Genomic DNA, 13,966 nt, shown 5'->3' with positions numbered 1-13,966 from the left:
ACGACGCCGCTGATGGCGCCAGCTCACGGGCGGGGTCGCTGCAAGCAGGACCGAGAAGACCGAATTGCCGGTGAAAATCTCGGCGCGGGCTTGGTATAGTGCCGACGCGGACGAACGTGTGTTCGTGCGCGTCGATTGGCATGGGAGGTCATCGCTTTTCACGCTGCTCACTCGCATGATGATCAACGAGTCGTGCAGCACCCGGCCAATCGCGCGACAGCATCAGTCAGCATGCTCCAGCATCAGTGTCAGGAGCAGTTTCCCGCAGTACCGGAAGAGCGCCCGGATGTGCGTTCGGTAGACAGTTTTTCCTTACAAGGATGCGCCATGAGCGAACATCAACCCGCCCCTGATCAGCACGCCAGTGATGCACTGCCTGGCACGCGCCTCAAGCTGGAGCGCGAGCATCAGGGGTTGTCGCGTGATGAGGTGGCGACACAGCTCAACCTGCGCCCCAGCCTGGTCGATGACCTGGAACGCGACCACTACGACCAGATTCCCATCGCCGCGTACCGTCGCGGCTATCTGCGTGCCTATGCCCGCCTGCTGGGCATGGACGAGAAGGCCATCGTCGGGCAGTACAATGCCCAGTTCGGCACCACCGAAGCCGAGCGCTACACCCCCAGTTCCACGCCGTCGGTGCGCCCACCGGGCAAGATGGGCAAGTACCTGTTCCGCCTCGTCAGCCTGCTGGTCATCGCCGGTCTGATCGGTCTCAGCTACGTGTGGTGGCAGAGTGGCGACTATGGCCGCACCTCGCCCGCGGAAACCTCCGCCCTCGAAGGTGGCAGCGATGCGGACAGCGCCGCACCGGTCGTGAACGCCGATGGCTCCATCGAGCTTTCGCTCTCGCAGTCCTCTGCCAGTGAAGCGGCGCCGTCCTCCACTGCTACCGCTGATGCGTCTGCCGTCGAGACAGCAGCCTCGCCCGAGACGACAGCGCAGAGTGCTGACGCGCTCGATACAGGCGCAACCGCGGCCGCGCCGGGCGCTGCAGAGGCTGGCACGTCAGCGTCTGGCGCTGCCACGGATAGCGCCGCTGCCACTGACGTGAGTGCTGTCGCCGATGCCAGTGCCGACACCACACAAGAGAGCGCAGCAGAAGAAGCTGCGCCGGCGGCAGACCCGCGCAAGCTTGAATTGACGTTCAACATCAATTCCTGGACCGACATTCGTGATGCCGATGGCAAGCGCCTGCTGCGCGGCAACAACGAGGCCGGCACCAGCACGACGCTGGAAGGCAAGCCGCCCTTCACGCTGACCATCGGCAATGCCTCTGGCGTCGAATTGCGTTACATGAATGAAGCGGTCGACCTCACGCGCGTCACGCGCGGCAGTGTCGCCAAACTTACCCTCGGTGAATGACCCGGAATCCCATGCATAGTCACTCCCCCATCAAGCGCCGCGTCTCGCGCAAGATTCATGTCGGCAATGTGGCCGTCGGCGGCGATGCACCGATTTCCGTGCAGAGCATGACCAACACCGACACCAACGATGTCGCCGCCACCGTCGCGCAGATCAAGCGCCTCGAGGATGCCGGTGCCGATATCGTGCGTGTCAGCGTGCCGGACATGGATGCCGCCGAAGCCTTCGGTCGCATCAAGCAGCAGAGCAACATCCCGCTGGTGGCCGATATCCACTTCGACTACAAGATCGCCCTGCGTGTGGCGGAACTTGGCGTCGACTGCCTGCGCATCAACCCGGGCAACATCGGTCGTGAAGACCGCGTGCGCGCCGTGGTCAGCGCCGCCCGCGACAACGGCATCCCGATCCGCATCGGCGTCAACGCAGGCTCGCTGGAAAAGGACCTGCAGAAGAAATACGGCGAACCGACGCCGGCGGCGCTGGTCGAATCTGCCATGCGTCACATCGATCATCTGGATCGCCTCGATTTCCAGGACTTCAAGGTCAGCGTCAAGGCCAGCGACGTGTTCATGGCCGTCGCCGCCTATCGTGACCTGGCAGCGCGCATCGAACAGCCGCTGCACCTGGGCATCACCGAAGCGGGCGGCCTGCGCTCTGGCACCGTCAAGTCTTCCATCGGCCTGGGCATGCTGCTGATGGACGGCATCGGTGACACCATCCGCGTGTCGCTGGCAGCGGACCCGGTCGAGGAGATCAAGGTCGGCTTCGACATGCTCAAGAGCCTCAAGCTGCGCGCCAAGGGCATCAACTTCATTGCCTGCCCCAGCTGCTCGCGTCAGAATTTCGACGTCATCAAGACCATGAACGAGCTGGAGACACGTCTTGAAGACGTGATGACGCCGCTGAACGTCTCGGTCATCGGCTGTGTCGTCAATGGCCCCGGCGAAGCCAAGGAGACCGATGTCGGTCTGACCGGCGGCAGCCCCGCCAACCTGGTCTACCTGGACGGCAAGCCGGCCAGCAAGTTGACCAATGACACCCTGGTTGACGATCTTGAGCGACTCATCCGTGACAAGGTCGCGGAAAAAGAGGCCCGTGAGGCCGACACTATCATCCGCCAGAGCTGAGCTTGTCTCGGCTGGCTTGCGCGTCATGATTGACGCGCCTTCGTCTCCCCACCCGCCTGCATGACCTCATGCGAGCGCCGTGGGGAGACGCGCAAGGATTCAGGAGAGAACGTTGAGTACCAAGATCCAGGCCATTCGTGGCATGAACGACCTGCTGCCGGACCAGTCACCGGTATGGCAATACTTCGAGCACCAGGTGGAAGCGCTGATGGGCCAGTACGGCTATCGCGAGATCCGCACCCCCATCGTCGAGCAGACCGCGCTGTTCAAGCGCTCCATCGGCGAAGTCACCGACATCGTCGAGAAGGAGATGTACACCTTCGACGACCGTAACGGCGACAGCCTGACCCTGCGTCCGGAAGGCACCGCCAGCTGCGTGCGCATGGCGATGGAGAATGGCCTGGTCCACAACCAGATCCAGCGTCTGTGGTACACCGGCCCGATGTTCCGCCACGAGCGCCCGCAGAAGGGCCGTTATCGTCAGTTCCATCAGGTGGGCGTCGAAGCCTACGGCATGGAAGGCCCGGACATCGATGCCGAGATGATCCTGATCTCCGCGCGTCTGTGGCGCCAGCTGGGCCTGCTGGAGCACGTCACGCTCGAGCTCAACTCGCTGGGTAGCCTCGAGGCGCGTGCCGCCTATCGTGACCTGCTGGTCGAATACTTCGAACAGCACCTGGATGTCCTCGACGAAGACTCCAAGCGTCGTCTGCACAGCAACCCGCTGCGCATCCTCGACACCAAGAACCCGGACATGGCCGCCGTCGTCGACGCCGCGCCGCGCCTAGGGGATCACCTGGATGAAGAGTCCCGCGTGCACTTCGAGGGCCTCAAGGCACGTCTCGACGCCGCTGGCATCGAGTACGTCATCAACCCGCGCCTGGTGCGTGGCCTCGATTACTACTCGCGCAGTGTGTTCGAATGGACCACCACCGCGCTGGGCAGCCAGGGCACCGTGTGTGCCGGCGGCCGCTACGACAGCCTGTTCGAACAGCTGGGCGGCAAGCCGGTACCGGCGGTCGGCTTCGCGATGGGCGTCGAGCGCCTCATCCTGTTGCTCGAGACACTGGAACTGGTACCGCAGGACGTCCGCGAGACCGTCGATGTCTACCTGATGTCGATGGGCGAGCAGGCCGAAGGCGAAGCCATGCGTCTGGCCGAAGAGCTGCGCACCGCCCTGCCCAATCTGCGTCTGGTACTGCATTGCGGTGGTGGCAGCTTCAAGAGCCAGATGAAGAAGGCCGACAAGAGCGGTGCTGGCATCGCGCTGATTCTCGGTGAGAATGAAGTCATCGAAGGCACGGTGGCGCTCAAGTTCCTGCGCGAGGAACGCGACCAGGAAACGCTGAACCAGCGTGCGCTGGGCGAACGTCTCGACAGCGTCTTCGGCGCCTGAGACTGCCAATGAATATCGGGCGGAGAGCCAGCTCTCCGCCTCACGAATGCAAGTGCCGGCATGCCGGCCAGGTCAAGGAGACCGCCCGTGGCGGAAGAGCTCAGAAGCGAAGAAGAACAGCTTGAAGCCATCAAGCGTTGGTGGAGCGAGAACGGCAAGTCACTGATTGCTGGTGTCGTACTGGCCGGCGCCGGTGTCTTTGCCTTCAAGGCCTGGCAGAACTACGACGCCAGCCAGTCCGAAGCGGCCTCCGTGCGTTACCAGCAACTGATCAGCCTCGTCAGCCAGCCCAAGCTGGAAGACGCCGGCATCAAGCAGGCGCGTACGCTGATCGGCGAACTGGAAAGCGAGCACGGCGACAGCCTCTACACCCAGATGGCGCACCTGCTGGATGCCAGCATGTCGGTCAAGGCCAACGATCTCGATGCAGCCGCCACGGCGCTGCAGAGCGTGATCGACAACAGCGATGACAGCTACCTGCAGGGGCTGGCCAGCCTACGTCTGGCGCGCATCAACGTCGAGCGCGGCGACAACGACGCGGCACTCGCCCTGCTCAAGAGCCCGCCGGCGCCGCTGGCAGCGCAGGCGGCTGCGGTGCGTGGCGATGCCCTGGCCGCACAGGACAAGCGTGATGAGGCCATCGCCGCCTATCAGCAGGCCAGCACCCTGTCGCAGGAAAGTGGTCAGCCGGTCTACGGTCTCGACCTGAAACTCGCCGATCTGGCTGCGGAGTCTTCTTCATGAGCGTCACTCGTCGTCTGAGCGTACCGGCCTCGCTGCTGGCCGTGAGTCTGCTGGCCGGTTGTGCCAGCAGTGCCCAACCGGAATATGCGCCCAAGGAGCTGGTCGATTTCGATCGCCAGGTCGCGCTTGATTCCGTCTGGAGCGAATCGGTCGGCAATGGCCTGGGCCGTGCCCACTATCCGCTGTCACCGATCTTCGCCAACGACAAGCTGTTCGTCGGTGCCGAAGGCGGTGAGCTGGAAGCCCTCGCTGCCGACAGTGGCGACGACATCTGGCAGACACGGTTGCCGGCTGGCATCACCAGCGCACTGAATGCCGATGCCTCCCGCCTCTACGTCGGTACGCGCGATGGCAAGGTCAGTGCCGTCAGCCAGGAAGATGGCAGCATCGAATGGAGCACGCGTGTCTCCAGTGAAGTGCTGGCCGCGCCGCAGTACAACGACGAGCTGGTCGTGGTGCAGAGCGTCGATGGCACCGTGACCGCGCTTGATCGCTTCACCGGCGAAGAGCAGTGGGCCTACTCGGCCACGATTCCGGCCCTGACGCTGCGTGGCACCGGCGCGCCGCGGGTCATCCAGCCGGTCACCTTCGCGGGCTTCGCCAACGGCAAGCTGGTCACGCTCGACAACCGCTCAGGTCAGGAACTGTGGGACCTGCGCGTCGCCGTGCCGGCCGGGCGTACCGAGGTGGACCAGCTGGTCGATCTCGATGGCCAGCCGGTGCTGACGCAGGATGGCCGCTTGTTCGTCACCAGCTACAACGGTCGTCTGATCGCGCTGGACGCCCGCAACGGCGAGCCGCTGTGGGACAAGCCGTCCTCCAGCTATCTGACGCCCATCGTGGTCGGCGATTACCTGTTCAGCATCGACAATGCCAGCCATGTGCTGGCAATGGATGCCAACACGGGCAACGTGCTGTGGAAGTCCGAAGACCTGGAAGGCCGCTGGCTGACCTCTCCGGCCTTCGTCGATGGCAAGCTGGTGGTCGGTGACTACGAAGGCTATGTGCACCTGATCGACGCCCAGAGCGGCGAGATGGCCGGCCGCTATGACGTGGGGGGCGATGGCATCAGCATCACCCCGCTGACCGAAGGCAAGCGCATCTACGTCTACACCAACGATGGCGAGCTGACGGCGCTGGATCTCGAAGCCCCGTAAGCCACTGATCGAGCGCGCATGTCAGCCTGCCCGCAATCTGACATGCGCCTCGTTCAGCCCTCGTTCAGCCCTCGTTCAGCCCTCGTCAAGACAACGGCAGCCATCTGGCTGCCGTTGTCTTAATGCGCCATTGGTAGCAACTCCCTGTCAATGCTAGAATGCTGCCCCCGCTGATCAGGCCTGCCGCACGACGCAGCCATTGATTCAGCCACGAGATCTTTCCGCCGACAGTGCTAACCCCCTGTCGGCGGACCATACTGGATGCATGCGACGCCTGCGTCGTCATCCAGTGCCCCAAGTCCGATATCATCGCTATCGCCCTGCCTGCACAAGGTGCTTTCCAGCCATCATGGTTCGAAGCAGACCGTACGGGGCCGGCATCGATGCTATCCCTGCGAATGCTGTGAGATTCCATGAACCCCGTGATCGCCCTGGTCGGCCGCCCGAATGTCGGCAAGTCGACGCTATTCAATCGCCTCACCAAGACCCGTGATGCTCTGGTCGCCGATTTCCCCGGCCTGACCCGTGACCGCAAGTACGGCACCGGCAAGGTCGGCGGCAAGCCCTACACCGTCATCGACACCGGCGGCATCAGCGGTGACGAGGAAGGCATCGACCTGATGATGGCCGGCCAGTCACTGGCCGCCATCGACGAAGCCGACATCGTGCTGTTCATGGTCGATGCGCGCGCCGGTCTGAACATGGCGGATGAGGCCATCGCCAATCACCTGCGCGTCAACCAGAAGAAGACCTGGCTGGTGGTCAACAAGACCGACGGCATGGACGAGGAGATCGGCAAGTCCGACTTCTGGACCCTGGGTCTGGGTGACCCGCGCGCCATCGCCGCCGAGCACGGCCGCAACGTCACCACACTGCTGGAAGAGGTGCTCTCGCCCTACCCCGAAGTCGAGGAAGGCGAAGACGAGGACCTGCACCCGGAGCTGGATGATCGCGGCGTGCGCATCGGCATCATCGGTCGTCCGAACGTCGGCAAGTCGACGCTGGTCAATCGCCTGCTGGGCGAGGAGCGCGTGGTCGTCTATGACCAGGCCGGCACCACCACCGACGCCGTGGAGATTCCCTTCGAGCGTCGTGGCAAGCCTTACCTGCTGGTCGATACCGCCGGGATCCGTCGTCGCAAGAACGTGCGCGAAGTGGTGGAGAAGTTCTCCATCATCAAGACGCTGGAAGCGATCAAGAAGTGCAACGTCGCCGTGATGGTGCTCGATGCCCGCCAGGGACTCGTCGAGCAGGACCTGCACCTGCTGGACTTCGTGCTGACCAGCGGCCGCGCGCTGGTGCTGGTGGTCAACAAGTGGGATGGCCTGGAAAGCGAAGCCAAGGAGAAGATGCGCTCCGAGATCAAGCGTCGTCTGGGCTTCGCCGACTACGCTGACCTGCACTTCATCTCCGCGCTGCACGGCACTGCGGTGGGTGATCTCTACCCGTCCATCGACCGCGCCTTCGAAAGCGCCGTGGCCCGCTGGTCGACCAAGCGTCTGACCACCCTGCTGCAGGACGCCACCCAGGCGCACCAGCCGCCGATGGTCAACGGCCGTCGCATCAAGCTGCGCATGGCTCACCAGGGTGGCGCCAATCCGCCGCTGATCGTGGTGCACGGCAACCAGACCAACCGTCTGCCGGAAGCCTACAAGCGCTACCTGACCAACACCTTCCGCAAGGTGCTCAAGGTCAAGGGCACGCCGATGCGCTTCGAGTTCCGCTCCGGCGACAACCCCTTCGATGGCGCCCAGGGGGCTGATGACCGCGAGCGCGCGAAAGAGCGTTCACTGGCGCGCACCAAGGAAGCTCGCAAGGAACGCAAGCAGCGCCGTTGATGGCGTGAACTGCGCCTGTGCGTGATGCCAGGCGAGCGGATCTGATCCGCCAGCCTGCCCCATGAAAAAGCCGCCCCTGCAGATGACTGCAGGGGCGGCTTTTTCATGTCACGCGCACTGACGTTTCAGAGCACCTCAAGCGCCACAATCATCTCAAGGGCGTCAAGCACCGGGTTCACGCCTCCAGCGTCTTCTGCCCCGCCCATAGATTGGCGAACTGCCAGGCGGCACGCCCGCTGCGCACCCCGCGCTGGGTGGCGTAGCGCAGCGCCTCGCCACGCGCGGCCTCATCGAAGCTGCCAGCGCCGAGACGCCATTCCACCCAGTGCTGACAGGTCTCCAGATAGGCGTCCTGATTGAAGGGATGGAAGGCCAGCCACAGGCCGAAGCGGTCCGACAGCGAGATCTTCTCTTCCACCGCATCGCCATGATGCAGCTCGCCATCGACGATGTGGGTGGCCTGGTTGTCGCTCATGTGCTCCGGCAGCAGATGACGACGGTTGGAGGTGGCGTACAGCAGCACGTTCTCCGGCGGCCCGGTCAGGGTGCCATCCAGCACGCTCTTGAGCGCCTTGTAGGCGTCATCGCTGCCCTCGAAGGACAGGTCATCGCAATAGACGATGAAGCGATGCGGCTGCTGGGCCAGCTCGGCGACCAGCGCCGGCAGTGTCGGCAGGTCGTGCCGGTCGATCTGGATCAGACGCAGCCCCTCGCGGCCCAGGGTATTGAGCAGTGCGCGGACCAGCGATGACTTGCCGGTGCCACGGGCGCCCCACAGCAGCGCGTGGTTGGCCGGCTTGCCCGCAAGGAAGGCGCGAGTGTTGGCCAGCAGCTCACGCTTCTGGCGTGCGATGCCGAGCAGGTCCTCGAGTGTCAGGGCGTCACGCGGCGCGATCGGCGTCAGTCGCCCTCCCAGGGGGTGGCGGGTCCACAAGGCGGCGACATCGCGTGTCCAGTCCACTTCGACAGCCGTCGGCGGCAGCATCGGTTCGAGTCGGTCCAGCAGATGCGAGAGGCGGCGTTCAAACTCTGGCGACATGGTGATTCCCTGTCAGATACATGGGGTCCGGGCCGTGGCAGGCCCATCAGATCAAACCCAGTATCTCATGCCCGGCGGGGCCGTCTGGCCTGACGATGCTGTGATCTCAGCAACGTATCATTTCGCTGACTGCACCACTGCGCCTATCCGGTTATGCTGTCTGCACGTTTCTTGCACGTTCAGCGTCGCCCTGCCGTGCGCTCGAAGGTTGTCACGTCATCTAGCCAGGAGGCCCCAATGCCAGGATTGCTCGATCTCTCATCTCCCCGCGCCCTGCGTCGTCTGCTCCCGCTGGCGGCGCTTGCGGCGTCCGTCACCCTGAGTGCCTGCGCCAACTCTCCGCTGGGCCGCAGCCAGCTGACCCTCTACTCGGACCAGGAACTGGAGAAGATGGGGGAAGCCAGCTTCAGCAAGTACCAGCAGGAGCTGCCGGTGGTGGAAGGTCGTCAGGATGCCTACGTCAGCTGCGTGGCGGATGCGGTGACCGCCAAGGTGCCCGCCAGCTATGGCATCAGCGGCTGGCAGGTCAAGGTATTCGAGGATGAGTCCGCCAATGCCTTCGCCCTGCCGGGCGGCTACATCGGCGTCAACACCGGGTTGCTTGAGGTCGCCGAGAATCAGGACCAGCTGGCGACCGTCATCGGCCACGAGATCGCCCACGTGCTGGCGCGCCACGCCAACGAACGCGTCTCGACCCAATCCTTGACCTCCGCCGGGCTGTCACTCACCCAGGCACTGGCCGGCCTCGAAGGCACCGGTGGCGACCAGCTCATGGGCCTGCTGGGCATGGGCGCGGAATATGGCGTGCTCAAGCCGTTCTCGCGCTCCCACGAGTCCGAAGCCGACCTGCTGGGGCTGGACCTGATGGCCGAAGCCGGCTTCGACCCGCGCGCCAGCATCAAGCTGTGGGCCAACATGAATGCTGCCGGTGGCGCGCAACCGCCGGTGTGGATGTCGACACACCCGAGTGACGAACAGCGCATGGCGGCCCTCAACGAGCGCCTCGAGACCGCTCTGCCGACCTATCAGCAGGCCCGCGCCGCCGGCGAGAAGCCCAACTGCGATCGACTGCGCTGACCCCACCTGTGTGGCGTGGCATCATCAGCCTCAGGTAACACACGCTCGCGCGGCCCCTGGAGAACCTGGGGCTGCGCGAGCGTGCGGCGCTCTCTATCCAGCCGCCCTCCATCCAGCCGCCCTCTACTCTCTGGCTCTGCTCTCACTAGCCTGCCTTCTGATCTACCTCCCTTGGCTATCTAACGCTCTACCAGCTCCTCGCTTTACCGGCTTGAAAGTCTGAATGTAAAAAGAAGCCATCAAATGTGTCGATATCCGCGAATCATGTAACCGCATTGCTAATCTGGGATCACCTGCTCGCCTGCGCACTGCTCATGCAGACACTTCATGCACAGCGGCGCGAGCGTGTTCCCGACACTCGCTTGAGGATGCCTTACATGACTCGACACGCACTCATCATTGACGACGATCCGGATTTTCGTGAACTCATCAGCGGGCTGCTTTCCGCCCATGGGTTCGACTGCACGCAGAGCGAAGGGCTGCAGGACATCGCCTGCAATCCCGCCTGTCTGGAGACGGACCTCATCCTGGTGGACTACGAATTGGGCGACTTCACCGGCGATGATGTGCTCGGCTATCTGCGCGAACGCAATGTCGAGGCGGGCATCATCCTGATGAGCGCCTGTCACAACGACGACATGCAAGCGATGGTCGCCAGGGGCAAGCGCAGCGGCCTGGAGATGCTGGGCCAGCTCGGCAAGCCCTTCGACATCATGCACCTGGCCTCGCTGCTGGCAGAGCTGGACAAGCAACGCAATCCGCTGTCACTCGATGAACTGGATGATGCCCTGACCGAGCGCCAGCTGCATCTCGTCTATCAGCCCAAGATCGACCTCGCCAGTGGCCGGCTCAGCGGCGCGGAGGCTCTCGTGCGCTGGCAGCATCCTCTGCGCGGCATGGTCATGCCCAACCAGTTCATCGCCCTGGCGGAACGCAGCAACCGTATCGAGGCACTCACCTGGCAGGTCATCGAGAATGGTTTCCGCCAGCAGGGCCAATGGCAGTCCCAGGGCCTTCACCTTGACCTCGCGCTCAATCTGTCACCCCAGCTGCTGCGCACCCGTGACATGCTGAAGACGCTGGATGCGCTGGCCAGTCAGCATCATGTCGATCCGCACTCCATCACGCTGGAACTCACGGAGAGCTGCGGGATCGACTGCCTCACCTACGCTCGTCACCTTCTGAACGCCATTCGCGACCGCGGCTATCGCCTGGCGCTGGATGACTTCGGCACCGGTTTCTCCTCGATGATGCAGCTCTACAACCTGCCGTTCGACGAATTGAAGATCGACCAATGCTTCGTCGGACGCAGCGACAGCCACCCGGAAGCGCGCGCCATCACGCGTACCATCGTCGAGCTGGGCCAACGCCTGAATCTCGCCGTGGTCGGCGAAGGCATCGAGACCGCGGAACAGCGCGATTACCTCTGCGATACCCGCTGCAATATCGGCCAGGGCTATCTGTTCGCGCGCCCCATGCCCGTCAGCGACTTCAATGCCTGGAGCCGCTGCCCGCCCAGCGCCGTCAATGCACTCAGCCAGCGCCACGTCTCCGCCGTCCATTGAGGAGACTGGCGTCCCGCCACAGCGCAGCACAGACAGCGGGAATGCCGCAACTCCCCACTACAGACGCCACCCATGTCACCATGGGTGGCGTCTATGTAGTGAAGGCCAGGATGAATCGTGAAGGCCAGGATGAAGAGAGCGAGAGAAGGCGGGAACGGGAGAACAAGAGGGACGCTAGTGAATGCTGTCGGCTGTCGATCACGCCATCACGTCCCAATACCGTCAGGAGAACAGATAGCCCTCTGCGAGAAGGCTGTCCCGCGTCGGCACACTCAAGGAGCGCAATGTGGCGACATGCTGGTGTACCTCGGGCAGGTCCTCGCTGATCACGGCCTCCTCCAGCGCCTTGGCGCCACTGGCTATGCCGCTGCATCCCAGCGAGGCTGACGCCCCCTTCAGGGAATGCGCCTCACGCTTGAGCTCGGTGAGATCCATCTGCTTCAGCAAGGTCACCATCACGTCGAGGCGTCCTTCGAGTCGCGTCAGGTAATTGCTCAGCAGTCGTGAATAGGCCTCGCCACTCAGGGTCGTGAGCAGCTCCTGACAGGTCGCGTGTTGCAGCAAGGAAGGCGCGGCATCGGGCAGAGCGCGCGCAGCTGAGTCGTCAGTTGCCACATCGAGCGCCGGGGCAGCGTCGATCTGCGCGTCCTGATCATCAGCCGCTGACGAGCTGGTGCCATCATCGCCTGGTGCCTGCAGGGCGGCAGACGGCTCGCCAGCCGAAGCCTCTGGCTTGTCTGGCTCGAGCGACTTCTGCTGCGAATCAGACTTCTGTGAATCAGCCTCCTGTGAATCAGAGGCCTGCGAATCAGAGGCCTGGACCAGATACTGTTGCAGCACCCGATGCAGATCATCACGCGTGAACGGCTTGTGCAGCACCCCCTGCATGCCAGCCTCGATGCAGCGGCGGGCATCCTCCTGCATCACGTTGGCGGTCATCGCGATGATCGGCAGACGAGCGCTGGCGGGTTGCTCGGACTCTTGCTGACGCCAGCGACGTGTCGTCTCGACGCCATCCAGCACCGGCATCTGCATGTCCATGAACACCAGATCGACATCGTTGCCAGCCTGCGCCAGCCATTCGAGTGCCTGCTCACCGTCTTCCACCACCGTGACCTGCTGCCCCAGATACTCGAGCATGGCCCGCGCCAGCGACTGATTGACCTCGTTGTCTTCCACCACCAGCACGCTTGCGTGGGGCAAGGGCGTGTCTCCCACCGCCTGCTGCGGGCAAGCCTCGGCGGCGGTCAATACCGGCAGCGGCACGCGGCACCAGAAGCGACTGCCAAGCCCGAGATGACTCTCGACGCCGATCTCACCGCCCATCGCCTCCACCAGTCGCTTGCAGATGGCAAGCCCGAGCCCGGTGCCCTCATGACGACGCGCAATCGAGGTATCCACCTGGGTGAAGGGGGCAAACAACTGGCTCACCTGGTCGGCGGCGATCCCGCAACCGCTGTCGTGAACCTCGAAATGAAGCGTCTCGCCGTCTTCCGGTGATGCCCTCAGCCGGATGGTGCCCTGGGGACAGAACTTGAAGGCGTTGTTGAGCAGGTTGGTCAGTACCTGACGCAGGCGATTGACGTCACCCTTGACCCAGACAGGCAGATCATCGGCACGTTCTTCGAGGAAGATGCGCGAGCATCCCTTGCCGGCACTGCCTGTCTGGCGATGGTAATGCGCGGCCAGGGAATCGAGGAATTCGGGCAACGAGAAGCAGCGCTGATCCAGCTCCAGCTTGCCGGCTTCGATCTTGGAATAATCCAGCACATCATTGATGACGGCCTGCAGGCTCTCGGCACTCTGGCGCAGCATCGTCAGGTATTGCTGGCCACGCCGGGTCGAGACTTCCTCGCCGATGAGGTCCGACACGCCGACCATGCCATTGAGCGGGGTACGTATCTCATGGCTCATGATCGCCATGAATTCCGACTTGGCACGACTGGCCGCCTGCGCCAGCTGCACCATGCCATCCAGCTCCTGGGTGCGCTCCTCCAGCTTGCGGGTCTTGTAGGCCCGTCCACGACTCTCGACGATCAGCGCGACCACCAGCACGATGCCGCTCAACGTCATCAGCAGCACCAGCGACAGCGCAAGGGCATACAGGTTGAGGAGCTCCGAGCGCTCCTTGGTGCGCTGGATAGCGGCCTCGGCATTGATGTTGAGCAGCAACTCGCCGGTCTGCTCCTGAAGCGAGGCAAGCCGGCTGAGTATCTGCACATATAGGGACGCATCACGCTCCTGACGACTCGCCAGGTCCATGATGGCGCTGTCCAGCACCTCGATTCTGGGCAGCATGGCCATCAGCTGGGCATGCAGGTCGGGCATCCCCGCCAGCATGCTGCCCAGTTGGCCGCTCTGCAGCAGCTGTACCCGGCTATAGAGGATGTCGAGCCGCAACAGCAGCTCGCTGTCATCCATCAAGGCGGGCGGCGTCGGGGTCTTCTGCTCCTCGGCCACCACCATGCGCAGCTCGCGCACTTCCCTGTCGAACTGATAGACCGCCCAGATCAGATTCTCACGCAGCTTGTGCTCGAGTGCCTGCTGACGCTGATAGACCAGAACGCCAGTCACCAATGCCGAGACGAAGAACAACGTCGCGGCAATGGCGATGGCGGTTCTGAAATGCAGAGAACGGAGTGGATTCATGCACGAGCA

The 13,966-nt window shown here is 63.6% G+C and carries 10 protein-coding genes; 8 read left to right on the top strand and 2 right to left on the bottom strand.

Annotation, left to right across the window (positions count from 1 at the left end):
- Positions 1-327 precede the first annotated feature (327 nt).
- The 6 genes from QD208_RS11545 (at position 328) to der (ending at position 7,627) form a co-directional block, all read left to right on the top strand.
- Positions 328-1,365: a RodZ domain-containing protein gene (locus QD208_RS11545; protein ID WP_279836884.1), complete on the top strand. Its 1,038-nt coding sequence runs from the start codon at positions 328-330 to the stop codon at positions 1,363-1,365.
- An 11-nt stretch (positions 1,366-1,376) separates the two neighbouring features.
- Complete coding sequence (gene ispG / locus QD208_RS11540) at positions 1,377-2,492, top strand: flavodoxin-dependent (E)-4-hydroxy-3-methylbut-2-enyl-diphosphate synthase (RefSeq protein WP_043333809.1); 1,116 nt, start codon at positions 1,377-1,379, stop codon at positions 2,490-2,492.
- Between the two features lie 112 nt (positions 2,493-2,604).
- The gene (hisS, locus tag QD208_RS11535; protein WP_279836883.1) at positions 2,605-3,888 is read left to right on the top strand and encodes a histidine--tRNA ligase; all 1,284 of its coding nucleotides are present in this window, start codon (positions 2,605-2,607) and stop codon (positions 3,886-3,888) included.
- Between the two features lie 87 nt (positions 3,889-3,975).
- Positions 3,976-4,632, top strand: a complete 657-nt coding sequence (locus QD208_RS11530; RefSeq protein WP_279836882.1) for a tetratricopeptide repeat protein — start codon at positions 3,976-3,978, stop codon at positions 4,630-4,632.
- Entirely contained in the window at positions 4,629-5,789 is a 1,161-nt protein-coding gene (gene bamB / locus QD208_RS11525; protein WP_043333807.1) for an outer membrane protein assembly factor BamB, read from the top strand. The genes QD208_RS11530 and bamB overlap by 4 nt, the downstream gene beginning before the upstream one ends.
- 413 nt (positions 5,790-6,202) lie before the next feature.
- Positions 6,203-7,627, top strand: a complete 1,425-nt coding sequence (gene der / locus QD208_RS11520; RefSeq protein WP_043333806.1) for a ribosome biogenesis GTPase Der — start codon at positions 6,203-6,205, stop codon at positions 7,625-7,627.
- A 175-nt stretch (positions 7,628-7,802) separates the two neighbouring features.
- Here der and QD208_RS11515 read toward each other — a convergent pair whose 3' ends face one another.
- On the bottom strand, positions 7,803-8,666 hold the full coding sequence (locus QD208_RS11515; RefSeq protein ID WP_279836881.1) for an ATP-binding protein: 864 nt from the start codon (positions 8,664-8,666) through the stop codon (positions 7,803-7,805).
- Between the two features lie 237 nt (positions 8,667-8,903).
- Between QD208_RS11515 and QD208_RS11510 the strand changes: the two genes are divergently transcribed.
- Positions 8,904-9,743, top strand: a complete 840-nt coding sequence (locus QD208_RS11510; protein WP_279836880.1) for a M48 family metallopeptidase — start codon at positions 8,904-8,906, stop codon at positions 9,741-9,743.
- Between the two features lie 377 nt (positions 9,744-10,120).
- Positions 10,121-11,308, top strand: coding sequence for an EAL domain-containing response regulator (locus tag QD208_RS11505; protein ID WP_279836879.1), 1,188 nt, complete (start codon positions 10,121-10,123; stop codon positions 11,306-11,308).
- 222 nt (positions 11,309-11,530) lie between these two features.
- Here the strand turns inward: QD208_RS11505 and QD208_RS11500 are convergent, their stop codons facing one another.
- On the bottom strand, positions 11,531-13,957 hold the full coding sequence (locus tag QD208_RS11500; RefSeq protein WP_279836878.1) for an ATP-binding protein: 2,427 nt from the start codon (positions 13,955-13,957) through the stop codon (positions 11,531-11,533).
- Positions 13,958-13,966 lie beyond the last annotated feature (9 nt).

The sequence above is a fragment of the Cobetia sp. 29-18-1 genome (genome assembly GCF_029846405.1).
Taxonomy (GTDB): Bacteria; Pseudomonadota; Gammaproteobacteria; order Pseudomonadales; family Halomonadaceae; genus Cobetia; species Cobetia amphilecti.
Note: the sequence above shows the minus strand (reverse complement) of the source record. Positions and strands in the feature narration are given on the sequence as shown.

Coding starts and splice junctions, on each gene's coding strand:
- QD208_RS11545 (WP_279836884.1), top strand. CDS start 328: ATGAGCGAACATCAACCCGCCCCTGATCAGCACGCCAGTGATGCACTG.
- bamB (WP_043333807.1), top strand. CDS start 4,629: ATGAGCGTCACTCGTCGTCTGAGCGTACCGGCCTCGCTGCTGGCCGTG.
- QD208_RS11500 (WP_279836878.1), bottom strand. CDS start 13,957: ATGAATCCACTCCGTTCTCTGCATTTCAGAACCGCCATCGCCATTGCC.
- der (WP_043333806.1), top strand. CDS start 6,203: ATGAACCCCGTGATCGCCCTGGTCGGCCGCCCGAATGTCGGCAAGTCG.
- QD208_RS11510 (WP_279836880.1), top strand. CDS start 8,904: ATGCCAGGATTGCTCGATCTCTCATCTCCCCGCGCCCTGCGTCGTCTG.
- ispG (WP_043333809.1), top strand. CDS start 1,377: ATGCATAGTCACTCCCCCATCAAGCGCCGCGTCTCGCGCAAGATTCAT.
- QD208_RS11515 (WP_279836881.1), bottom strand. CDS start 8,666: ATGTCGCCAGAGTTTGAACGCCGCCTCTCGCATCTGCTGGACCGACTC.
- QD208_RS11505 (WP_279836879.1), top strand. CDS start 10,121: ATGACTCGACACGCACTCATCATTGACGACGATCCGGATTTTCGTGAA.